The sequence below is a fragment of the Flavobacterium sp. MFBS3-15 genome, assembly GCF_026107645.2.
In the GTDB taxonomy this organism is placed as follows: Bacteria; Bacteroidota; Bacteroidia; order Flavobacteriales; family Flavobacteriaceae; genus Flavobacterium.
In genome coordinates, this window is sequence record NZ_JAPCHV010000018.1 from 12488 (window position 1) to 37203 (window position 24716).

13 protein-coding genes are annotated in these 24716 nt (G+C 44.4%); all 13 read right to left on the reverse strand.

From position 1 onward, the window contains the following. Positions 1 to 14: 14 nt before the first annotated feature. Positions 15 to 308: a hypothetical protein gene (locus OGH69_RS15005; protein WP_265175304.1), complete on the reverse strand. Its 294-nt coding sequence runs from the start codon at positions 306 to 308 to the stop codon at positions 15 to 17. 257 nt (positions 309 to 565) lie between these two features. Further along, positions 566 to 2650, reverse strand: a complete 2085-nt coding sequence (locus OGH69_RS15010; RefSeq protein ID WP_265175305.1) for a T9SS sorting signal type C domain-containing protein — start codon at positions 2648 to 2650, stop codon at positions 566 to 568. A 69-nt stretch (positions 2651 to 2719) separates the two neighbouring features. After that, positions 2720 to 3220, reverse strand: coding sequence for a hypothetical protein (locus OGH69_RS15015; protein WP_265175306.1), 501 nt, complete (start codon positions 3218 to 3220; stop codon positions 2720 to 2722). A 33-nt stretch (positions 3221 to 3253) separates the two neighbouring features. Beyond that, complete coding sequence (locus tag OGH69_RS15020; protein WP_265175307.1) at positions 3254 to 4300, reverse strand: hypothetical protein; 1047 nt, start codon at positions 4298 to 4300, stop codon at positions 3254 to 3256. Between the two features lie 836 nt (positions 4301 to 5136). Further along, on the reverse strand, positions 5137 to 5562 hold the full coding sequence (locus OGH69_RS15025; protein ID WP_265175308.1) for a hypothetical protein: 426 nt from the start codon (positions 5560 to 5562) through the stop codon (positions 5137 to 5139). A gap of 397 nt (positions 5563 to 5959) precedes the next feature. Then, a complete protein-coding gene (locus OGH69_RS15030) occupies positions 5960 to 10732 on the reverse strand; it encodes an Ig-like domain-containing protein (protein ID WP_265175309.1) in 4773 nt (1590 codons plus the stop codon). 578 nt (positions 10733 to 11310) lie between these two features. After that, the gene (locus OGH69_RS15035; protein WP_265175310.1) at positions 11311 to 13152 is read right to left on the reverse strand and encodes a tetratricopeptide repeat protein; all 1842 of its coding nucleotides are present in this window, start codon (positions 13150 to 13152) and stop codon (positions 11311 to 11313) included. Position 13153: 1 nt separating this feature from the next. Then, a complete protein-coding gene (locus OGH69_RS15040) occupies positions 13154 to 14995 on the reverse strand; it encodes a tetratricopeptide repeat protein (RefSeq protein ID WP_265175311.1) in 1842 nt (613 codons plus the stop codon). Positions 14996 to 15087: 92 nt separating this feature from the next. Beyond that, positions 15088 to 15561 carry a regulatory protein RecX gene (locus tag OGH69_RS15045; RefSeq protein WP_265175381.1) on the reverse strand — a complete coding sequence of 158 codons (474 nt, stop codon included), beginning with the start codon at positions 15559 to 15561 and terminating at the stop codon, positions 15088 to 15090. A 49-nt stretch (positions 15562 to 15610) separates the two neighbouring features. Next, positions 15611 to 16483 carry a cupin-like domain-containing protein gene (locus OGH69_RS15050; protein WP_265175312.1) on the reverse strand — a complete coding sequence of 291 codons (873 nt, stop codon included), beginning with the start codon at positions 16481 to 16483 and terminating at the stop codon, positions 15611 to 15613. Positions 16484 to 16667: 184 nt separating this feature from the next. Beyond that, positions 16668 to 18524 (reverse strand): OmpA family protein, encoded by a 1857-nt coding sequence (locus tag OGH69_RS15055; protein WP_265175313.1) that lies wholly within the window; start codon positions 18522 to 18524, stop codon positions 16668 to 16670. A 20-nt stretch (positions 18525 to 18544) separates the two neighbouring features. Continuing rightward, a complete protein-coding gene (locus tag OGH69_RS15060; RefSeq protein ID WP_265175314.1) occupies positions 18545 to 19486 on the reverse strand; it encodes a PorP/SprF family type IX secretion system membrane protein in 942 nt (313 codons plus the stop codon). A gap of 447 nt (positions 19487 to 19933) precedes the next feature. Then, the gene (locus OGH69_RS15065; RefSeq protein ID WP_265175315.1) at positions 19934 to 24601 is read right to left on the reverse strand and encodes a gliding motility-associated C-terminal domain-containing protein; all 4668 of its coding nucleotides are present in this window, start codon (positions 24599 to 24601) and stop codon (positions 19934 to 19936) included. Positions 24602 to 24716: the final 115 nt, after the last annotated feature.

Here is a 24716-nt window from a genome sequence, read left to right on the forward strand (position 1 = left end):
ACAATTCATTTAAGTCAATCGATAATTTCCCAAGCCATAGTTCCTGCAGAAAAATATTCCAACTTTACTCCTGCTAATTCTTCTTTGATCTTTTTTGCAATTTCCCTGCCTTCAGCATCAAGTTTTATAATGACATCTTTATTGGCAAAGCCTTCAAAATGCTCACTTTCATATTTTGTCATCCACACTTCAATTTGGCTGATAATTGCCGGGCTTAACCCTAAATCCGAAGGATAAAGGAATTCGCTATTATATTTGTCCCTGATGCCGGTAGAACCAAGGCAGCCATCTATTGTTAAGTATTTCATATATTGGGCATGATCTTCAAATGTAGAAGAATTTCCCCACTATCCCTAAAAAAGAAAACCCCTGCAGAAACGTGCTGCAAGGGGTTTTCACCAACCAACCAATTTATAAAAAAATTATCAATCTATGCTTTTTGCCTGTTTAGTTAATAAACATCTTTTGTGTGCCTGGCCTTTTGAAAAGAAAACCCCCACAGAAACGTGCTGCAAGGGGTTTTCAACAAACCAACCAATTTATAAAACTACCAATTTTATACTTTTTAGTTCACAAGGACTTTTTTGTTTACCGACTGGCCGTTTTCAAGGACAGCCTTCACAATCACTACCTGGTTTTGGGCAGGAAGTGAAGTGGTTGTAAGTTCCTGTGCATTTACATTGTTGTTTACAAACAATACTTTTCCAAGAAGGTCGTACACTACAACAGACTTAATGTTTTCAGGCGATGTTACAGTTACCTGTTTTGCATTTTGGAAGATGACAACCTGCGCAGGGATAGCTACAGGGTTGTCGGTTCCAAGCGCAGCATCGGCATATACAATTTCAAAACGCGTGTTGAAAGTACCTATTTCCGATTCGAATGTATAATCACTCACTTTAAGGTTGTGCAGCGCCCCGGTCATGTTGTCTTTTACAAAAATTGCCTGGTCACCAAGGAATAACCCGTCCATATGGTCTATCGAGATGGTGAAAGTACCTGCATTCTCAGTATCAAAGCCCATAGGTACTACGTCTTCTGCAGTAAAGGCCGGACGTCCCTGGATAGCCATCTTGCTCTCGCCAATCAGCGAGTAGATATTAGTATCTCCGTCAGCAAATGAAACCCCGTCGATTCCATTGTCAATGTCAAGTGTTGCATCGGCGGTGTAACCTATTACCGCCTGCGAGAATACTCCGCCTTCAGTACTTACATTCAGCCATATCCTTGATGGCTCAGCTTCCGCTACACCTTCTTCTGTCTGGTCCATTGCATTCCTGAAGAACTGGTCTGAGCTGTTTGCCTTACGCATCCTGTTCGTAAACACAATACTTGAAGCGCTTTTTGCTTTTACGATAAAGCCCTGTCCTGTATTAAGGGTCCCATGAGGATCCACCGCATAAGCATTTTCACCACCCGGTGCAGCATTGGCACAGTAAGCAAGCTTTGTAAGGGTTGAATAGCTTGATTTCGAGCTGTCGTTTGTTTTCCTCCAGAACCAAAGCGTACCTACGATATTATTGATGTTGGCATCGATGAACTCACTCACATTTATTGGCGATGGGTAAGGGTTTCCTACTGCGTTGTATGCATGTGTAGCATCTGTGTAGGCAAGCGGCATTGTTATGGTACCATTGTTTGGCGTTCCCTGGAACACACCTTTTACTACTGTAGGCGTTGTAGCCGAATGGTTATTTGGTGTGCGGATCAGGTAACCTTTGGCCATTGCAAATGTTGTTGTTTCAGGCGGCACGCTGGCGTACAGGTTGTTTTGAGTGCTGTACACATAAAAACGGTTTGTAAGCGTGTTTGGTGAGAACTGAAGCAGTGTCTGCGTACCTGTTACCGGTGATGACCATAGTGTATAGTCAAGCCTTTTTATCAAAGAGCTGTTCCTCCTTATTGTAGCTGTACCTGTGTTAGATACCGTGCTGCTTACCTGTACAAGGTCGCTGTTGCTGTTCATTTCAAGCACTCCGCCTTCGGCTATATTGATCTGGTTGATTACGAACAGGTTCTTACCTACCGGAAGAATGATCGATCCTGTTGAAGTAACTGTTAGAGAACAAGCCTGGATATCAGTCGTTGGAGCAAATATGCCATTGATGATTACCGCCTTATTGCTGTTAGGGAAACCGTTAGACCATGTGCCATCCGCATTGTAGGTTGTAGTATCGCCACAGCTTGAGCTTCCGAACTCATCAGCACCCCTGTAAGGAGCCGTAAGGCTTCTTGAGTCACCATCAATGTCATTTGTTACATTAAGCACTGCGCCTGCCGCAAGTGTTTGGTTGATTACCTGAAACGGTGCGATGTGCGAGTCCTGTTCCGAAACGAATTTCACATTTACTTCTGTCGCATTACCATCTTTTCCCGTAGCCGTTTTCCATTGCGCAAGGGTCTTGATGTTTGCCACCGTGTAAAAGCTGCCTATAGAGCCCATTTTATCTACAGAGTAGTAGTTGTTGTTATCCAGCGTTGCAAAAGTTGCCTGTCCTGCTGTTGCTACGTAGATGGCAAAACGAGCAGAGTTAGTTGGCTGTGTGTTCACAAAGATGTTGTTCCTTACGTCAAGGTTCAGTACATTGTTTTCAATGAAAAGCGCTGCAGAGATACCGGCGTTGTTATACTGGTTTTGTGTAAGCCTCACAGTATTGTGGTATATTTTGTAACCTCTACCTGAGAAGATACCGATACCAAAACCGTTTTGGTTCTCGCCTCAGTTGCCTGGGCCTGTTACATCAAGCACAAAGTTGTTCACTACCGTAATATTCGTATTAGTCGATGTAGACGAAAGGTTGATGCCTGCAATTCCTGAGCCGTTTGCCACCGTTTTCTCTACCTTGTTGATATTGTTGGCAGAGATGGTCCCGTTTGTACTGTTGCCTGCAACCTGGATGCCTGCAAAACCAAGGTCACCGCTATTATGGCTTCTGTACACTCCGGTGATGTTATTTTTATTGATGGTAAAACCGTTCAGGTTCGATACATAGATGGCAGTGATGGTCCTTTCATCGTTAGTCGTGCCGCCAAAAGTGCTTTTCTCAACCACTACATTTTGAAGCGCAGATGATGCAGTTGAATTGTCAAGGATGTAAACACCTTCTTTTACGTTAAGGAAAGTTACGTTGCTCACTGTAAGGTTTTTCACTTTAGCTGCTGCCGCCCCGATGTTCAGGCTGTTGTTAGCCAATGTATCTTTCCCAACGTATACACCCATAGTGTAGAAGCTATCGCCGTTGGTAAAACTTTGCTAAAGGATTGCATTTTTAATTGTTACATTTTCCGGAGCATTGCTGCTGCCTGGGCTGGCAAGGAAAATAACCGAACGGTTTGTATACGTAAGCTGTCCGTTGTTATCGATAGTAAGGTTTTTTGAAGTACCTCCTGCTATGTTGCTTCCGTCGATAATGATGTTATCGGCACCGTTCATTTTGAATACTGCCTGAACCGGTACTGTGCCGTTTGCATTGTAAGCATCAATCCTCGAGTTAACACCTGTATTTGGCCTTATGGTTACTGTGTTTGCAGCACTTGTGCCTGTAAACTGGTTAAAAGTGATTGGGAATACTTCACCAAGGGTGTTGTTGTATACCGCATCATTAAGAAGGAAAGTTACTGGACCCTGCACCCCTACATTGTTCACTGCGTTGGCAGCATCTGTAATGGTTTTGAAATCGTTGCTCAAAGCCTGGCCAATTGTATACGTGCCTGTCAATGGCTGCGGTGCTGTTACCACACCCTGGATTGTTGGCGGAACATTGTTTCCATTCGTATGAAGTATCTTCCAGGTAGTCCCACCCACTTTGTCATATACAAATATCCTTACATACAGGCGTTCGCCTGCCGCAACATAAATGTTTGTTGCAATATCTTTTTGCGTGCCTGTATTGTAAAATTGTGCAGGATTAGTAATACCAAGTGATACCGAGCCTGAGAAATCAGCGTTTTTAGAGTAACGCACTTCAAATTTCCTGTATTCTCCCTGGTACTTAAACCTGATTTTGGTTACGGTAAGCGAAGCTCCTATAGTCGGCCTGAAGCTCATTTGATAATATTTACTGTAATCCGCTAAGGCATTAGCTTCACCCCATCCTGAGGTTTCAAAGCCATTCCAGTTTGTATTAAGGTTTACGTCGCTGCTTGCCGTAAATTCATCTGCAGCAACATAGCCAGCCAAAAAAGTAGGCACATTTGAAGGCTGATTGTTATAAACGCCTCCCCATTTTACCAAATCAACCTGGCTGAAGCCAACAAGCGGTAAAAGTAAAAAGGCGAAATAAAGTGGTAGTGTTTTCATTTTAATTGGGGGTTTAATCTATGCTTTTTATGTAAATTTTTATTGGGGCAAATGTATGCTTGCAACTTCTATTTTATAATTCCACGTCACACTTATTTTCTATGTAACCATAAGGAAATCAAATCATTAATTTTTACTATTTTAGTATAAGAGAAACCTATCCAATATTTCGTGGTCAAAAACCTTCTTTTTATTTCATCAGGAACCTTACGTTTTCGGAATCCTTATTATTTACATGACAAAGGTAGGCCGGCAGTCCCGGGAGGTGAGGTACAATTCGATTGAGTGAAAACTTATTCCGATGAACGGTATGTTTTTATCGATAAACGGATTATTGAAATCGGCGGTAAACATTATGCATGCAGGCAAATTCTTACTATAGCTTAATGTTTTGAGATAAGTAGAAATAAAAAATCCCCAAACCAAACGGTAGGGGATTTAATTGCATCCAACTAAAAAATTACTAAAACATTATGAGAGCAACCTCACAATATACTATACTTAAAAAATAAATAATTAATATCTCAGTTCTGTTCTGCAAAGATATTTCTAAACCTTAATTAACCAATACATTACTTTATTTTTATATTTAAATAACAAGTTGGCAGCTTTATTTAATTTTTAACTACAATAACAAACATATTGCATAAATAATTCTCAATGAATAATGTAATTATTCAAATTTTTAAAAATGCGTAAAAATTAAACATGGCGCGGTTTTGTACGAAATTACTCCTGTCGACTATTGGATGATAATTCTTTTATTTACAAAGGCATTGTCATAAAGTCCAACTTTTACCAAAATAACACCTTCCGGTAATGAAAGGCGGTTTGTCTCAAAACTTTGCGAATTGATACTGCCGCGGGCTTAAGCAGTAGCCGTCATCACCACCCACTGTAAAAGTATAATAGCCTGGCTCGAGGTCAAGGTGCATTTTGAATCTGATCGAATAAGTGTCCAGGAAGGAACCGCACAGATTGTCCCCGGTTAGGGGTTCATTTTGTGCAAGGTGCACGTCAAATGTCTGTCCGGGAAGGATGTAGCCGGAATAGGCTCCGGCAAAGGCACCCGTAGGTCCGGCCGGCCCGGATAAATCTACGTTTGTGTATACATACCCTATCCATTCATTGTCGCCGTAGGTAACCTGGTCACCTTCGGGAGAACACTGCGCATAAAGACCGCCGACTTTTAGAATAGCAGCGAAAATAATAAAGAAGCCAATCGGAAATCTTAAAGCTATTTTTTGAATATTATTGCACATAGATTATATTTTGTACCTGAAAAAATACTATAAATATTTAATTAGCAATGAATTACTAAAAAGAATCAGAATATGATTATATGTTTTTTAAGTTAATATACAAATAAGTAGCCTCACGTCATTATAAACATGAGGCTCTTACATCCAACTAAAAAATTACTAAAACATTACGGAAGCATCCATAATTAACTTTAAATATTGTTATAATGCGGCTGCATGAAAACTACTTTTTAGTGAAAGGCCTCCTAAGTTGCAACTAAAGGAGGCCTGGAAATCCACTAAAAAAACTTACTAAAACATTATAATGTTTACTACGCATTATAATTTCGTTGCCCGGCAATCCATCTCAATATGGGGTATGATTCCCGTAGGCATATTTTTAACTGAATACCTAAAATTAGTTCATCATTATTTTCTTGGAGACAACCTGCCTGTCGGCAAAGGTCATTTTTACGATAACAACCTGTTGTGAAGTTTCGATATTAGAAGTCACGAACTCTTCGGCATTGATGTTGCTGTTCTCATAAAGTGTCCTGCCCAGCATGTCATACACCGTCACCGAACTTATTTCCTGTGGCGCTTTCATGCTTATCTGCTTGCCGTCACGGTATACAATGACATCTTTAGCATCAAGCACCGGTACAGTAGTCCCAAGCTCTTCCTCAGTAGCATATACAATTGTGAAACGATCGTTGAACGTGCCTATCTCACTTGAGAAGGTATAGTTCCCCTCCTTAATATTGTGGAAGTTGTTAGTCAGCGCATCTACAATATAAATATTCTGGTCACCTGTAAACAGGCCGTCAACATGGTCAAGCTCTAAAGTAAATGTCCCTGCAACTTCGGTATTGAACCCGAGCCTTACAACATCAGTATTCACAAACGGAGAACGTGCATTGATTGCCAGTTTCATTTCCTCTTCGCCTTCTGTAATTATCGATGAAAGGTTTACATCGCCCCCGGAAAGTGAAGTACCGTCATAACCATCATCATAGCCCATAGTCGCATTTGAAGAATATCCTACAAGGATTTGAGAGAAGTTTTCAGCTTGTGGTCCTTTTACATTCAACCATAAGCGGCTCCAAAGATAAACTTCAGGCGTTTCGTCATTGTTGGCAGTGCGGAAGAAGTTCGCATAGTTCAAATCCATACGCATGTTATTCCTGAACACAAGATCTTTATTCGCTCCTTTGGCCTTTACAATAAACCCTTGCCCTGCGTTAAGCACACCTACATTGGGTGCAATTTCAAACGGGTTGCCAATAAGGTCATTATCTGCTGAAGATCCTCCAGGAGCCTGGTTTGCTGTATAGCCGGCCCTTGTGATTGTAGAGTAGCTGGACTGGGTAGAGTCATTGGTTTTCCTCCATACCCACAATGTACCGATTATATTATGGATGTTCGCATCGATGAATGCAGCTACGCTTATAGGAGATGGGTAAGGATTTCCTACCGCATTAAAGCGGTGCGTTGCATCTAAATATTCCAATGGATAGTAAACATTACCATTGTTTGGCGTGCCTTCAAATACACCTGTCCATACGGTTGGCGTGGTAGGATGGTTGTTTGGCATACGGATAAGGAAGCTTTTTCCTTTTGTAAAAGTTGTCGAATAGCTATCTACAGATGAATACAGGTTGGTCGCATTCACATACTTATAAAACCTGTTATCAAGCGTGTTTGGCGAAAAGTCGTGCAGTGTCTGTGTGCCGGTTACCGGCGATGACCACAGGATATAGTCAAGCCTTTTAAGCTTAGAGCCGTTCCTTTTTACAATGACAGTACCAATATTTTGTGTATTTTCCGTTTGCATAAGATTACAGCTGCTTTCAAAAGTAAGCGATGAACCTTCTTCAACGTTTACATTGTGCGTTACATAAGCATTCGACTCGCTGATGAAGTTAACATTTGCGCCGTTTTCAACAAAAATTGAGCATGCATACATATCCTGCGAGAACGTTTTATCTGAACGGAAGATGACGTCTTTACCCGTTTCAGGAAGGCCGTTGCTCCAGGCGCCATTTTCCCATGTTGTAGATGTAGTACAGTATATACCTCCATCTGTTCCGGGCTCCGGAGTTGGTATTACCGATATACCGCCAAACTCGTCTGCGCCCACATCCGGTGTTGTGGTACTCCTTAGCTGGCCGTCTATATCTTTAGTTATCTCAGCGATAAACTGCCCTTTGTCATTCATCTCACCATTGTTTGTTGCAAGGTGAACATCGCCTGTAGCAACAAATACCGGGTCTATATTTATAGAATGAGAATCTTTATTATTGGCGTTAGCAGTATTATTCGTTGCATTAAGTGCAGATGTCCATCCGCCGAATGTTGATACAAAGTCTGGGTTATCAAACCATGTAAGGTTTACACCCTGCTGGTTGGCAATGTATCCTATCCTGTCGGCAGAATAATAATTATTATAGTCAAGGTGAGTGAAAATCGCATTCAGGTTATCCACATCATTGTTTACCATGATGGCACACCTTCTGGTACCGGCATGTGTCTGATTGTTTACAAATATATTGTTCCTTACATCAAGGTTAGAGGCATTGCTGTTTACATATAGTGCAGCAGAATAGCCAACTTCCGTTTGATTTTTGGTAAGCACAACCGTGTTGTGGTAAATCCTGTACCCACCGCCATTGTCTACAATCATACCGAAACCGTTACTGTAGCCGCCACCGTTTCCTTTTGCCCTTGGGTCAAGGATATAGTTATTCGCTACAAGGATGTTTGAACTGGTGCTGGTTGAAGCAAGCACTATCCCGGCAAAGGTATTGGCGTCCGCAGTAAGCCTCTGAAGTTCTCTAAGGCTGTTTTTCGTGATAGATCCGTTAGTCGAATTACCTTTCACATTGATACCACCGGATATAAGGTCTGCAGCAGTAGTAGTACGGTACAGGTTGTAAATCTGGTTTTCAGATACGGAGAAGTTAGATACGTTATTCAGGGAAACCGGGAGTATTACCGATTCCTGGTTGTCTTCTGCGCCAAGGTCGTTCTGGAAAATGTTGACACCTGTAGTTACGTTGTTGGCATTACCCTGAACATATACACCTTGCTTAGTGTTTATAAAGTCGTTATCCCATACATAAAGATTGGCATTATTCCCATTTGCAAGCAGGGTAACATCAATATCCCTTCCATTTTCAGAATTTGCATTTGAAATAGTATTGCGGCCCGCATAAATACCCATTGTATACAAGCCCTGCTGATTCCTGTAACCCTGCTTTAAGTTGGTATGCTTAATGGTAATATTTTCTGCGCCGTTGTTACCTTGCGCACCCAGCCATATACAGGCGCGGTTTCGGTAATCAATCGAGTTGTTATTAAATACTGTAAGGTTTCTTGTAGTACCGTTTACAGCGTTACTTCCGTCAAATATAATGTTATCAGCCCTATCCAGCTGGAATACGGTAGTAGCCTGGTAATTTGAACCATTAACCCAAATATCATTAACCTGGATGGTTACATTTTTATAAGGGGCCGGTTTAAAAGTAACAGTATTATTGGTACTCGAACCGTTAAATTGATCGATTATTATCGGAAAACTCTCTCCTGTAGCGTTATTGTAATCATTATCTATCAAAAGGAAAGTTACAGGACAGGTAATGCCGTTAGCATTCAGGTGGTTTACAGCAGCAGTAATGGTTGTAAACTGCGGATAGGTATTTTGTACCGTTGTGCCAATAGCGTATGTACCGCACAGGGCACCTGTCATTGTAGGCTGCAGTACAGATATGCTTACAGTAGCCGTAGCCGTTGCGTTATAAGCATCTTTAGCCGTATAGGTAAATGAATCCGAGCCCATGTAGTTATTATCCGGAGTGTAAGTAAATTCATTGGTCAAAGGGTTCAGTGTTACAGAACCGTGGCTTGGGTTGCCTGCAAGGGTAACCAATGTAATTGTACTATTTCCGGCAACATCATTAGCAAGCGGGTTAAATGTGATTGCAGTATTCTTAGCCGTAGAAATATTATCATTATTCGCCGTTACCCCAATAACATTCACAACAGAAACACTTACTGTAGCTTCGTTAGAAAGCTTGTTGTTGCTGTTTGTAACTTTATATTTGATGGTTGCCGTACCTGTAAAGGTAGTTGATGGCGTATACACGATATTGTTGCCAATAACCGCCGCACCACCGGCACCCAGAGGCTGGGCCGTAATAGTGATTGTACTTAGTGTACCGCTACCGGCAACATCATTGTTAAGCACCAGAATGGTAACCGGCACATTTTTTCCAGTTGTAGCAGTGTCATTATTAGCCGTAGGGCTTGGGTAGGCATTTACTGTAACCGTATATGTTGACTCTGCAGAATAGCCACCTGTACCGTAAACCTTGTAACGAATTACTTTAGCACCTGTAGATGCGGTAGCCGTAAAGGTAATGCTGTTACCATTTATAGTAGCAGCACCTTCGCCCGCAGGAACAAATGGGGCAATGATTTCTACATTTGTTAGCGTAGTGCCTGTAAAAATATCATTTGAGGTTACATCTCTGGTTACCGATGCACCTTCGAAAATCGCGTCTGTGTCAGGAAGAGGGCTTATACCCGCAGCGGAGGTTACTGTTCCCGTAAGGGTTGGCCCGTCGGCATTTCCTGTCGGATAGTTCATGCTCCTTAAAAAGTTCTTTGTATAATATGTATCGGAGCAATCATACATATACACCCTGATCCTTAATGTTTCCGAAGGCATTACAACATAACCTGAAGGGAAATTCATCGTCAGATTTACATTTTGCTCGAGGTTCATTGACACTTCGTTCTGCGATGTTGCAGCATTAGTCAAATTAACCCACGTCGAGCCATTAACAGAAGCTTTCACCTGTAATTTCCTTGGTGCCTGCGATGATGAGTTGAGATTAATCTTAAATTGAGATGGATTGATTTTGAAACCAGAATGTGGAGCTGCAGTAAACTCCAAATACTTACTTTCAGTCAAAGTAGGATTTACAAGACCTTGGGTGTGCCATCCCATAAGAAGAAATCCAAAAGCTTCATTTTGATTTTCCTGTATAGATACTCCACCTGCTCCGGTAAAGGCGTAAGCATTCATATTGGAAGCTATTGAACCTGGTGTTTGATTTGTCCACTTTGCCAGCGTCTGCGAAACCGCAAGGCACGGCAATAGCATCAGAAAAAATAGTGCTTTTTTCATAGTAGTAATGTTTTTAATTTTAGGCAGTTATGGGGGCATAACTGATTTTTGGTTGCGGGTGCAAATGTACAACAATTCTTGTTTATTAAAAAAAATATTTTTCTTGATTTTAGGATAATTTTAAGACTTGTGTTCTTGCCGAAGAACCATCTTTTTTTAATGATGGTGTCCAGGATTTCATCTTGAAAATATCAAAATGTATGAGGATCGGAGAAGAATAAGATGTGGGGGCAGCATCTTATTTCAGGGAGTAACTTTCGTTATTTGGGGGCTCGAAAATTATCTTTAAACAGTGTTAAATGTTTCATAATAGCAAATAGTAATGTTTTAGTGGTTGCTCAATCCAACTCCGTGCAGGGGGAATGCAAGGAGTTGATTTCTGTGGCAAAGTAACTATATAATTTCCAAATATTAACAAAATTTTAATAGACAAAGTATAGACAAAAAAAACTTTTCACACCTTGTATTTGCTAAAAATCAGCTATTTATAGATAAAAACCTATTTATATAGACAAAAACCATAGACAAGAAGCGCAATCTTGCACCTCTTTATATTAACTGAATGTTTGAGAGTATTTTTAAATCCCGGAGAGTGTTTTTTCAAATTCAGCATCGTCAGGAATACCCATTTTCTTTTTTATGCGGTATTTTTTTGTCGTAGCGCTTTCAGGAGATATCTGGAGGAGCTGTGCAATTTCTTTATTCGATAAGTTAAGCTTGAGTAACGAACAAAACTCTATATCATTTCGCGTAAGGTTCGCGTAACGCAACAAAAGCGATTGCCCAAAATCAGGATGCAGCGCATTGAACCTTGTTTCGAACTGCTTTAAATAATCCTTTTGCTTCATTAAACCCTCGAGTTCTTTTCTGGCACCTGCTACTGTCCGGATGTTTCCATCATCAAAATGCAATACTATCTGTTGGAGGCTGCCCTGATAGCTGGCCATTTTTAATGCTGAGGATGCAAGCTCCCTCTCCTTTTCCAATATTATTTCCTTTTGGGCATTTGTAAGTTCCTTTTCATGTTCATGCTGCTTTAAAAGCAAAGCTCTTTCGTTATCTGCCCTCTTTAACTGTTCCCTGTGCAGCCTGGACCTTAACCATTGGCTCCTGGCAAACAGCAATATTATCACTATGATGCCAAAGCTCACCGCAATGTACACATACATAAGCACCCTTTCTGCTTCACGTTCTTTTTGCAGACCCAGGTTTTTAGCCTTGAGGGCACTGTTCTTTTCACGCTGCAATTGGGCCTGGAACCTCGCCTGCATTTCGGACGAATATTTTCCGGCATCAGCCTTTGAAATGGAATCCTTAACTTTTATAGCCCGCACCAGTCCGGCAATAGCCTCTTTGCCATTGTTAGTCTTACTAAAAGTTTCTGCCGCGGCGACATCAAACCTCACCTTGTCTTCCCGGTTCACATTATTAAATACAGGAAGCGACCTTACAAGCTTTATTACCCTCAACGCTTCGTTATAATCTTCTTTCATGTTGAGCACCTCAATATATTCCGCGGCAATAAGCACCGAATTTAATGAGTTTGATCCCGTGAGGATATCAACGGCAAACTTATAATTCTTGCCTGCGCCTTTCAGGTCGCCTTTTGCCTTTGCGATATTGCCCAGCTTGGAGTAGGCTATTGCAAGGTGGCCGGGATTTTTGAGCTCTTTGAGCCGTCCGATGGCTTCGCGGAGTGCTTTTTCAGCTTTATTGGGCTCACTAAGATGAAGCAGCGCCTCTGCATAGTTTATAAGGGTTATAGTATAGTTCATTATATCCTTTTGAGACATAAAGGACTTAAGGCAATCTTCATACAGGTCCCTGGCAAAAGTAAAATTCTCCATCTTCAGGTAAATATTTGCCAGCTTTTGGGTAGATGAAGTCAGTGTAGGCGACTTTTGCTGCTTTAGTATCTCAATACTTTTTAAAGAATATTCAACTGCCTTGTCATAATTGAGCATAAACTGGTAATTGGACGACATATTACCATATATAATAGCCTCCTTATCCTTTAGGCCAAGCCGTTTGCAAATTTCCAGCGCTTCGCTAAGGCATCGGAAAGACTCCTCATACATACCCCTGTTTCTGTAGTCTACAGAAAAATTCATCAGTGGCATCGTCCGTATTTTAGGATAGCTCTTTAAATAGGCCAACGCCCTTTTATAATGGACCTCCGAAGAATCCAGCTGCCCCATATGGCTGAAGTAAATGCCATAAATGTTATGGACAGTCCCACGAATGGAATCATGAAGGTCTTTCCTTTCAAGTATCTCATCTATAATGATCCGTGTACTGTCCGGCGAAGAGAATATATGCTTTTTAATCCTGGCTTCGGCAGCTTTATAATCAAAAGGCTCCTGCCCGAATCCAATCAGCGGAATAAAAAGAGATAACAGCAGGATTGCACGGTAAAGCATATTATATTTCCATAAGGAGTTTCTCAAAGTCGGCATCATCATTAATATCCATCTTCTTTTTGATACGGTATTTTTTGGTAATGGCACTTTCATGTGAGATCTGCAGCAAGGATGCAATCTCTTTATTGGAAAGATTAAGCTTCAATAAAGAACAAAATTCAATATCATTTTTGGTGAGTTTTTCAAAGCGGTTGGTAAGCGTGTTGCTAAATTCAGGATGCAGGGTATTAAACCTGGTTTCAAACTGCTTCCAGTAGTCTTTTTGCTTAATGATGCCCTGCAAATCTTTTTTCACCTCTGTAACTTTTGTGTAAATATTCGATTCGCACTTATCAATGATCTGGTTGATGCCGTCCTGGTAATTGGCCATTCGCAATGCGCTCGAGGTGAGTTCTCTTTGCTTTTCTTCAATAATTTCTTTTTGGGCATTGGTAAGCTCCTGCTCATACTGGTGCTGTTGCCTAATCATATTCTTCTCAGATTCTACCAATCTCAATTCTTCCTTTTGAAGTTTTGCCTTCAGCCAATAACCCCTTAAAAACAGCAATATAAGCACGATAATGGCTATGCTTACCAAGACATATAACATCATCAGGTTCTTTTCCGACTCCATGGTAGCCTGCAGTACGCGGTTGTTTGCCTCCAGTGCTACATTTTTTTCGCGTTGCAGCTCAGTTTGGAATTTTGCCTGTATTTCTTCTACAGCGCTCTGTTGCTCCTGGTCCGCAATCGAATCCATTATGGCAATGGTTTGCTGGTAAGCCTTAATTGCTTCTTTATCATTATTAGTCCCTTTATAGGTATCGGCGGCGGCATTTTTATATACCATGCGGTCCTGAAGGTTCGCGTTGTTGAATTTTTTGAGTTTCTCTACCAAAGCGATCACTTCCATCGACTTTTTATAATTTCCGCCTTTATTCAGCAGGTTGACGTATTCGCCCGCTATGCGCACTACCCTTCCCGAACCCGAAGGCACAAGGTAATCCATTGCTTTTTGGAATGAAGCAACGCCTTTCTCATAATGTCCCAAAGCGTTTTCAAGGTTTCCAATTTTAGAGTAGCAAATACCTATCATTTCCTTATCGCCAAATGGCTCAAGGCCCACGACTGCCTCCGAAAGCGATTTTTGTGCACCCACCATGTCATTCACCTGTATTTGTGCCTCGCCAAGGTTCATCAGGGTCATGTAATAATTCTTGGCCATGCCCCCTGCCTTGAATTCAGCGAGGCATTCCCTATACAGATCAATTGCAAATGGGTAATTCTCTTTCGCCAGGTAGGTATTGGCCAGTTTTTGCTTTATGGCTACAAGCTGCTTGGTATTTTTTTCTGCTTTAAGTATTTTTATTGCCTTCAGCAGCAGGTCAATCGACTTGTCATACTCCAGCATGTAGTTATAGTTGGAAGCCAGTTCCCCGTAGGCCATCGCCACGCCCACATTGTTATTTTCTTTTTTATGAAGCTCCAGCGCCTCTTCAATAAGGTTTATTGCCGCATTGTAATCCGCCTTATTACGGTAGCCAATGGACATATTCATCAGGCTCCGGGCTTTATTCCTTGGGTAACGGTTAAGATAGGTGAGTGATTTTTTTGTGTAGTAAATGAGCGAGTCAGAGTTGCCTTTCATCCCAAAATACATACCATAGATATTATAGGTATTGCCGTATATCGTATCATGTGCACCTTTTTGGGCAAGTGTCCTTTTAATGATGGTTAGTGCACTGTCAGGTTTCGAATAAATCAGCTTCCTGGCATCCATTTCGGCTTTTTTGAAATCATAGTGCTGCGCAAGGGCTGCCGTACTCAGTAAGAAAAAAAGGAATGGGAGAATTCTTTTAGCCATAGTCTCAGCTTTAATATTCGTTATGTCATTTTTGGCTACAGTCAAATTTAACAAATATTTATGAAATGCAAAATATCTAATTATTAATTATTTCAGACAGCATTATAAACTTTATCCAGCACCAAATGAGTTTCATAACCCTTCCTTAAAAGAAAATCCATCACTTTTTTTTTCTTCTTTTGCAGGCTTTTTTCAACACTTGCTTCCCATTCTTTCTCGAAAAGCCTCTCAAAGCTTTCCAGATATTCCTCCTCGCGTATTTCCCTGAGTGCTTTATTTATATTATAAATAGAAATGTCTCTCGCTTTCAGTTCATTTACAATCCTGGTGCGTCCCCATTGCTTTATCCTGAACTTTCCACGCGCAAAAGCACACGCAAAGCGTTCTTCATTCAAAAAATCATTATCGATTAGGTGTACCACAATGGCATCAATAGCCTGCGGGATCATGTTCAGGCTCCTGAGTTTTTGTATAACCTCCCCATGGCATCGCTCCTGGTAAGCACAATAATGCTCCAGTTTTTTCTTTGCTTCATCTACCGTGTACGATTTATACATTGCCTTCAGCTGCATTTTGCAATGTAAAGATAAAAGAAATCCCGCTAAAATAGCGGGATCATACAGGTATATTAAGTTTCTTGTGTGTGCGGATGACCGCTTGCTCGTTTTTGTAGTCTATCCAGGCCTGGCCTTTCATCTTGCGCATGGCATTATCAAAGTACCGCATGATCAGTATGTTGTACACCGCTTTGGAGAGATTGCTAATCTTCCTCGGGAAAGCCCGCAGGCTCATGGAGAAGCCCGGAGTAACATATTTCATGTAATGCCAGTAGCCTTCGGGCATATATAGCATCTCGCCGTGCTCCAGGTCGGCTACCAGCCCCTGCGCGTGCCTGAGCGCCGGCCATTTCTCAAAATCGGGGTTGTCAAAATCAATGTCCTCCCTCGATATCAGCGCATGCGGAACCTTATACAAATACGGTGTCTGGTCGGGCGCAAAAAGTATGCAGCGCTTTTTGCCATGAAAATGAAAATGCAGTATGTTGGAGTAATCAATGTCGTAATGAATGAACACCTTAGAGTTCTCCCCGCCAAAGAAGAGCATCGGCAATTGCTTGACCAGCTTCAGCCCTATGTCCGGCCAGCGAAAATCATCTTTGAGCGACGGCACCTCCTTCATCAGGTTATACAGGAAAATACGGTAATTTGTAGGCTTTGATTGCAGAAGGTTAATATAGTCGGCCATCTTCATTTTCGCATGTGCCTCATTAAAGCCGTCTTTGTGGCTCACGGGCCTGTCGTCATACAGCGGCACTTCTTTTTCTCCTGCTATTTCCCGTATGTATTCAAGCCTCCATTTGGTATATGCCGGCCAGTCCTCTGTCAGCCTTTCTATGACAACCGGTTTTTGCTTTTTTACATAATTATTGTAAAAATCCTCCTTTGAGATGGTTTTTACACGTTCAATCTCGGTTAGGTTCAATGGCATACTACTGGGTTACTAAGCTCTGCAAAATTAATAAAGCGTTGCGAAATTGTAAACTATGGCTAGCCAAAATTTTCACAATTTGCCCAAAAAAGCACTCCAAAAACCAGGCCGCATTATACAAAAAGGGCTGCCTTAAATAGCTTTTTTTGCTATCCGGCAGCCCTTACAATATGCTGTAGCCAAATTATTTCTTCACGATGATGAACTCGTTCCTGCGGTTTTGTGCGTGCTGTTCATCGGTACATTCGGTACAGTTTACGCGCGGCTGGCTTTCGCCATAGCCCTGCCCCGATATCCTGTTCTCATCAACACCCTGCGATATTACATATTGCACCACTGCCCTTGCCCTTCGGTCAGACAGGCTAAGGTTGTATTCCTCGCTCCCCCTGTTATCAGTATGCGCCTTGGCCATGATCACAATGTTCGGCCTGGCCTTCATTACAGCTACCAGCTTGTTCAGTTCAGCGGCGCCTTCCTGGGTAATGTTGCTCTTGTCAAATTCAAAGTAAATATCGTTCAGCTGTACCATGTCGCCTTTTATGATGCTTTCTATAGGATCCAGCGACACTTTTGCCTCCTGCTTCCCTCCGGCATGCTTGTCCAGCGGCTTAGAAACACTCGTATAGCCGTCTGCCGACACCAGCAGCGAATAGGGCGTGTTACAGTCAATGCTGTAGGTCACCCAGCCGTCGGTATTGGTCTTGCGCGTTTCAATGATGTTGCCTTTGGCATCCAGTATCGCCACATTGGCCGTTACGAGCGGCTTGCCCGTCTTAGAGTCGGTTACCATCACTACCGCATCCACACCGCATATAGGCGTGGCAAGGTACAGGTCGTCGTTACCATTGCGGTTGCTGGCAAAAAAGCCTTTGTTGGCCGTAACATTGAAGCTGAACGAAAAATCATCCTGCGGTGAGTTTACAGGCAGGCCCAGGTTCAGCGCCTCGCTGTCGGCATTCAGGTCTTTCACATAAATGTCCAGCGCACCAACGCCTTTCCTTCCGTCCGAAGAAAAATACAGCTTGTTATCGTCGGCTATGAAAGGGAAGTTCTCATTGCCCTCCGTATTCACTTTTTTGCCCAGGTTTACCGGCTCACCATAGGTGTTGTTGCCTTTCACTTCCACTTTCCAGATGTCGGTAGCGCCCAGCGAACCTTTCCTGTTCGAAGCAAAATACAGCGTCTTGCCGTCCTTGCTGATCGACGGGTTTCCGGTAGACCACGTTTTCCCGTTAAAAGGTACCGGCTTTATGTTCGTCCACACTCCATTCACCTTTGTTGCAACAAACAGGTATATAAGGCCTGTCCTTTGTCCGGGGGTGTCTTTCTCATAATTGCCCTCCTTAAAGCTTTCGCTCGAAAAGTACATTGTATTGCCATCGGCAGTCACCGCAGCAGGCCCGTCATGGTATTTGGAGTTGATTTCCTCTATCGGAGTCGGGTTGCTAATGGTGCCGTTGCTGTTGTAGGTAGCCATATACATATCGAGGAAAGGCTCCTCGTTCCTGCCATAGGTCCTCCTGGCCGTGTTCCTGGCACTGGTAAAGTACAGGGTATTGTCTACCAGTACGGCACCAAAATCGGCATATTTTTTATCGCTGATGTCCAGCAACTGCTCATCAAACAGCCTGGTTTGCGTCTTTAGCTTCGGCAGGTAATCCGGATCCTGGTTAAAGGCAATCGCCCTTTGGTCCTTCGGTGCCATCGAGGCGAACTTCTGCATCTGCTTGTTCGACTCCTCATATTTGCCCTCTGCCTTCAGCATCTGGGCATAACGGTAGTAGGTTTCTGCATCCTGCTTGCTCTCTACCGCCTTGGCGTACCATTTTACAGCCTCCTTGCTGTTATATACATTAAAGTAGCTCTCGGCTATCTGCTTGTACACATAGCCGTCCTTCGATTTGATTTTCTGGTACTCTTTGGCCGCATCCAGGTACTCGAACTTTTTAAAGAGCTTGTCGGCCTCTGCGGTAGCCGCGTTTTGCGCCGCAACACTCATAGCCACCAGCATAAAGCCAAGTGATATATATAGATTTTTCATTGAAAATGTCTCTCTTTAGGTTAGAAATAACGTGGTGAACGTGATACTTTTTTCGGGAAGTTCACATCGAACAGCAGCATGACTTCGTGCGAGGCAGGGGTGGTCACCTTCAGGTCCGATACGATGTGGTCGTAGGCATAGCCGATCCTCAGGTTCGGGGTGATGGCATAGTTCACCATGCCGCCAAAGGAATCATCCAGCCTGTAGGTAGCGCCGATCTCGAACCTGTTGAAGAAAAGGGCATTCAAAGAGCCGTCTATCGAAGGGTCTACCCCAAAGGCCGATTTTACCATGAACGAGGGCTTCAGCTTGAAGTTGTCGCCAATCTCAAACACGTATCCACCCGTCAAAAAGTAATGCGATACTTCTGAACCGAATTCGTAGGCATCGCCATTATCGGTAGAACGTACATCAAGGTGCTTGCTCTTGAGCATGTTCGGCACCGAGAAAGCCAAATAGTAGCTCTCTGTGTAGTAGAATGCTCCTGCACCTACGTTGAAATACGTGTTGTTCACGTTTTCCTGGAATGCAGGGTCATTGTCATCCGGTACATAGCCGTTACCGATGTCGTCATACAATCCTACGTCGTGGAAGGTAAGACCCGCTTTCAGGCCAAGGGCAAGCCGGTGTTCACCGCCAAGGCGAAGGGTATAGGAGAAGTCGGCATACAGGTTGGTCTCCTGTACAGGGCCGATCTCATCGACTATCGCCGATAAGCCCAATCCTACATTCTTACCAACAGGGCTGTGGCCCGAAAAGGTACCCGTACTCGGGGAATCCTGGATGTCAACCCACTGCTTGCGGTACAATAACCCAAAGGCCAAATTCTCCTTCGAGCCCGCATAAGCCGGGTTGATCACATTCATGTTGTACATGTACTGCGTGTAGTGCGGGTCCTGCTGGGCCGTCGCATTTGGCAGTACACCCAGAGCCAATAATGCTGCAAGGTATAATTTCTTCATTGATTTGTGTTTGTTTGGTTAAACGGCCTGAATTGGTTAATTCCCTCCAAAGCAAACGAAAATTTTTCAATTTCGTGTACTTTATGGGCATGTTTAATGTTAAAATGCATGATTTTTAAAAGGAAACAGGTTTTTTCGCCTTACTACTGTATTATTGTTATCCCACTATCCGAAAAAATTAACCACATAGAAATATATCTCTTCTAAACTCCATTTAGGCTTGTGTAAGCAACGCATAATATGAAGCTTTGCTTCATCTATGTGTAATATGCCGCCTCTGCTTAATGGCTATGCAAACCTATGTCTCTATGTGGTTAAAATAATGTGGGTTCGACGAACGCAGAGACGTTGCAATGCAACGTCTCTGCAGGGCGCTCATATAGAATCAGCCTTTGTAATTTTATATCGAACCCGCTTTAAAACAATACGGTAACCCTATTCCCTAAACTACTCTTCGCGGTTAATGTATACCCAACCCGTCTTCGTCTCCCCGTGCAGGGTTTCGAACGAGTAGAAGTACGTACCCGTAGGCAGCTCGTTGCCGCTGCTGTCCTGCCCGTGCCATTGGTCTACGTAAGCGCCATAGCTAAACAGTTCCTGCCCGTAGCGGTTAAAGATAGCTATCTTCCTTACATCCATTCCGGTAAGATCAAACGTTTCATTCTTCCCATCGCCATTCGGCGAAATGCCCCTCGGGATCACGCAGCTAAACTCGTCTATGATGCGGCTCGCCGTTACCACACAGCCTTCGGCAGTGGTTACAAGCACCGAATATTCTCCAGGCACCGGCACTTCTATCTCCCCTGTAGCGGCGGTAAACCCATTAGGGCCTGTCCAGGCATAGGTAGCGGTTTCAGTGTCAAAATCGTCAAGTGCCAGCACCTCCAGCATATATTGGCTGCCCCGGCAACCCTCGGCAAAACCAAGGTCAGGATTAACTACCTGTGCAGAAATGGTAAATTGCTTAAAGGCCATGCAGCCGTTAACGTCGTTCACAATCCTTACATATATGGTTTGTGGCGACGAGGTATTTTCATACAGCGGGCCAACCGGCAACACATCATTATCAGCATCGGCCTGCGATACGTGGTAGCTGATGGTATAATCAGCGGCATCCAGCCCGTTGATGATGATTCCGGTATTTCCGGTAAAGTCAAATTCGGCTGTTCCGTTGGTGTTGCATATCACAAGGTTTTCTGGGTTGCCGGTAGTGGCTGCAACCGAATCGTAATACTCAATATTCTTCGACTCTACCGCCACACAGGTAGAACTGATGTATTGTGCTTGTATGGTATAGTTGCCTGCCTCGTTTATAGTGATCGAAGGGCCCGTTGCGCCCGGTATCACCACATCGTTGCGCAGCCACTCAATAGTATACAGCGCAGGGTCAAGTTCACTGTCGATAGTATACGTTTCGCCCTCGCACAGCGCATTGCCGGTTGCCACCAAAAAGTCTTCGCCCAAGTCGATATTCCCAATGTCAAACGGCCCTATGAATACTGCCGAATCCAGCAGCTCATCATTCCTGTCGGCAATAACCAGCTTGATATGGTACACCGTGTTTACCTCAACATCCGACTGGGCCGTGAGCAGAACGGTTTGCCCGTTGTAATTGATGTCGGCTGCCATCGCATTGCTGCCCTGGTTGTTTTGCGCATAATATTCCGGGTTGGCCGGGGCACAGTCGGCATTAGCCCCGTCGCGTATGGTTACAACCGAAATCGGCGTGTTGCTATTGGGCAGCAGGGCCAGGTTGGTCGTTTGGCCCGTTTCCGTATTGGTCAGGAAAAAGGCAAAGGCATCTGAGAAATTGCATTGGAACTGTCCGTATTCTTCGGAAGCAAAGACAAATGGGAAGCTGATATGCCCGGTAAGGGGTACAAAGTCAAATTCCAATACCGTAGCGTTATTATAATCTTCCAGGTCAGGGTCGATTCCCAGTCCCTGTATATAGTTAAACAGGTCGGTATCACCGCTCCATGCCGCAGCGCCATCGCTAAGTTCGGAAGTATTAGGCCCACGCGAACGGAAAGCCCTTCCTGTGCTCAGCACCACACCCTCTTCTATAGGGAAGCCGGAGCCGTTGGCATTAAAGTAAGCAATACCGTTATCGCCTTCAAAGCCTTCTGTAATGCCGGTTTTCCATGTCAGGTTCGATACCTGCGCGCAGGCAGTACTCACTACCACTTCCGATACCAGTTCCGGCACGGTATAGGTGGTATCATCGGTAAATACCGGCTGGTTGGGCGTGGTTACGCATACGCTGAATGTCGAAGTCTGTCCCGGGTCGGCCGTAAAGGTATAAATGCGTATCAGGTATTGCTCGCCCGGTGTAAGGTAGGATGCATTGCTGCTGTTGGATGTACTGCAATATATGGGCGTAAGCGCTCCGCAGTCGCTGCCGCGGTACAGGGCGTGTACCAAAACATTGGTGCTGCCCGTAATGTTGGTTATGGCAATATCGTGGTTGGTTTCGGTAGCGGTAAATTTATACCAAATGTCATCATCGGCGGTGCCGGTGCAAACATTGGCCTGTCCCGATGGCGTAGCCGAATAGACCGTACCCGCAACCGATTCTATACATGCTGCCCCTGCATTTACAGGAACCGCAACAGCATTGGCGCACTCGTCGTTGGCCGGCGGCTGCGGCGGCGTGCCTACACAGATGTCAAAAGAAGTGTTTTGTCCCGGCAGGGCGGTCGTTGTGTATACCCTCACCCTATATACCTCCCCTACCGTAAGACCGCTGGCAACACTGCTGTTGCTATCGCTGCAATACATCTGTGTGAATGCAGCACAATCGTAATACACCGAGTGGTAAAGATCCGGGGCGCTTCCGGTTACATTCGAAAGGCTTATGAGATGTGTTGTATTTGTGGCGGTAAATTCGAACCAAACATCATCATCAGCCGATCCTGCACAGCTTGTCGACTGTGGCGATGCAGTTGCCGAAAGTACCGTACCGGCAACCTTTTGGTCACACACATCCGTAGGGTTCACGGGCACTACGGTAGCCGTGGCGCACTCGTCATTGGCAGGCGGTATCGGCGGTGTGGTCACGCAAATATTGAATGCCGTATCCTGCCCCGTTGTCGCCGAGAAGGTGTATACCCTTATCTTGTAGGTTTGCCCTACGGTAAGGTTTTGCGCGGTGCTGTTGTTCGGATCGCTGCAATACAGCTGGGCCATGGTGGCGCAGTTATCGCCCTCATACAGCACATGCACCAGGTTGTTGGTGCTTCCCGTTACATTGAACAGGGATATGTTGTGGGTGGTCTGCGTAGCGGTAAATTCGTACCAAACATCGTCGTCATCGGTACCGGTACAGGTGTTCACCTCCGCAGATGGCGTAGACCATTCTACCGTTCCCGTTTCGAATGCGGTGCAATCCAGCGTGGGATTTACCGTAAGCACGGTAGCCGTGGCGCATTCGTCATTGGCCGGTGGTGGCGGTGGCGTACCCACACAAATATCGAACGAGGTAGTTTGCCCGCCCGTACCGGTAAAGCTATATACCCTTACTTTATAGGTTTGTCCGATGTTAAGCCCGTTGGCCACACTGCTGTCCGGGTTGCTGCAGTACAGCTGCGTAAGCGATCCGCACACATCGCCCTGGTACACCACATGGAACAGGTCCGGGGTGCCTCCCGCCACATTAAGCAGCGAAATGATGTGGGAGGTATTGGTTGCGGTAAACTCAAACCAAACATCGTCGTCGTCATTGCCCCCGCAGGTGTTGGCCTCGGGCGATCCGGTAGCCAGGGCTACAGTGCCCGGCGTAACCAGCGTGCAGGAGTCATCCGGATTAACAGAAAGTGCTGTCGCGGTGGCGCAGTTGTCATTGGCCGGTGGCAGGGGCGGTGTACCCACGCATACGGTAAACGTGGTAGTTGTCGCCGTGGCCGATTTGGAATACACCCTGACTTTATAGGTTTGCCCGGCAACAAGGCCGTTGGCGGTGCTGCTATCGGGGTCGCTGCAATATACCAGCGAAAGTGCACCGCAACTACCCGAGTATACGGCATGCACCAGGTCGGTGTCGTTGCCGGTTACATTGCCTATGGCTATGGTGTGCTTTACATTGGTGGCGGTAAACTCAAACCAAACGTCGTCATCAGCGGTACCGGTACAGGTATTGCCCTGTGCCGACGCTGTTGCCCCGTTTATGATGCCGGGCGATGTGGCGGTGCAAACTTCTGTAGGATTTACCGTAAGATTTGTTGCGTTGTTGCACTCGTCATTGGCCGGAGCGGTAAAAGCTGTAGAAAAAGTGAAGGGTTCGCTCCAGTCACTCTCCATATTCGTACCGCATATCGCCTTAATTCTCACTTTATATACCATAGAATCATCAAGCCCATCCGCTAAAATCGGGGGCTGGCCACTATAAAATTCCCCTGTTCCGGAAAAAGGCTGGTCCTGCTCCACTATCTCGAATTCCCATTGGGTTGCCCCGCTGTTATTCGTCCAGTCAATCTCCGCAGAATCGAGCGTTACATTGGGTATGCTAATGTCGGTCGGCGGCATGCATTTTATGACCACGCTAAAGTTGTCTACCAGCCAACGGTCGCCGTTGTCATTCTTCATAACAAGCGCAATATAAGCCTGTTGCCCAAAGTACTCAGAGGGTATGTCAACTACCTTTTCTGTATATTCATTGTATATGGGGTTTATCTCATCTTCTGTCCAGTCCTCCAATAGCGCATAGCTGGCCAAATCACCCTGTACCGCAGCCGTGGATATTCTCAGTTCGTATATATTTCCTTCTATCTGCGGTGTGGTAAGCCTTGAGAAAAAGCGTACCTGAGCGTTTTGCGGCACGTTAAACTGCGGTGTTGTGAGCCAGTCTTCGGCCATGCCCGTAGCTACGTTTTGTTTGTCCACATAGGCTGCACGGAGGCCTTCATATGGTGGCTGCAGCGGGTTGTTCAACGGGCTTTGCACCCAGTTTACGCCCAGGCCAATGCCATTATCATATATCCCCCATCCGCCCCCAGGCCCTGTGTTTGGTCCGGTACCCGTTGTCCAGGCACCTTCAAAATCCTCGCTGAATTCCTGCGCATAGCCACACAGTGAAAACAGTATAGTAAGGGATAATGCTGTAATAATTCTTTTCATGATTTTTTTTGCTGTTTGTTTGTCAGGCCTTGGGCCTGTATCCTGAAAACAGGATTGGCATTAAATATGGTTTGCAGCCCTGTATTGGGCTGCAAACCGGTAACTATCGGAAAAA

Excerpts from the sequence above, each read along its gene's own strand:
- OGH69_RS15055 (WP_265175313.1), bottom strand. The coding sequence starts at position 18,524 with ATGAAAAATCTATATATATCACTTGGCTTTATGCTGGTGGCTATGAGT.
- OGH69_RS15060 (WP_265175314.1), bottom strand. The coding sequence starts at position 19,486 with ATGAAGAAATTATACCTTGCAGCATTATTGGCTCTGGGTGTACTGCCA.
- OGH69_RS15030 (WP_265175309.1), bottom strand. The coding sequence starts at position 10,732 with ATGAAAAAAGCACTATTTTTTCTGATGCTATTGCCGTGCCTTGCGGTT.
- OGH69_RS15050 (WP_265175312.1), bottom strand. The coding sequence starts at position 16,483 with ATGCCATTGAACCTAACCGAGATTGAACGTGTAAAAACCATCTCAAAG.
- OGH69_RS15035 (WP_265175310.1), bottom strand. The coding sequence starts at position 13,152 with ATGCTTTACCGTGCAATCCTGCTGTTATCTCTTTTTATTCCGCTGATT.
- OGH69_RS15025 (WP_265175308.1), bottom strand. The coding sequence starts at position 5,562 with ATGTGCAATAATATTCAAAAAATAGCTTTAAGATTTCCGATTGGCTTC.
- OGH69_RS15005 (WP_265175304.1), bottom strand. The coding sequence starts at position 308 with ATGAAATACTTAACAATAGATGGCTGCCTTGGTTCTACCGGCATCAGG.
- OGH69_RS15065 (WP_265175315.1), bottom strand. The coding sequence starts at position 24,601 with ATGAAAAGAATTATTACAGCATTATCCCTTACTATACTGTTTTCACTG.
- OGH69_RS15015 (WP_265175306.1), bottom strand. The coding sequence starts at position 3,220 with ATGGGTGTATACGTTGGGAAAGATACATTGGCTAACAACAGCCTGAAC.
- OGH69_RS15040 (WP_265175311.1), bottom strand. The coding sequence starts at position 14,995 with ATGGCTAAAAGAATTCTCCCATTCCTTTTTTTCTTACTGAGTACGGCA.
- OGH69_RS15020 (WP_265175307.1), bottom strand. The coding sequence starts at position 4,300 with ATGAAAACACTACCACTTTATTTCGCCTTTTTACTTTTACCGCTTGTT.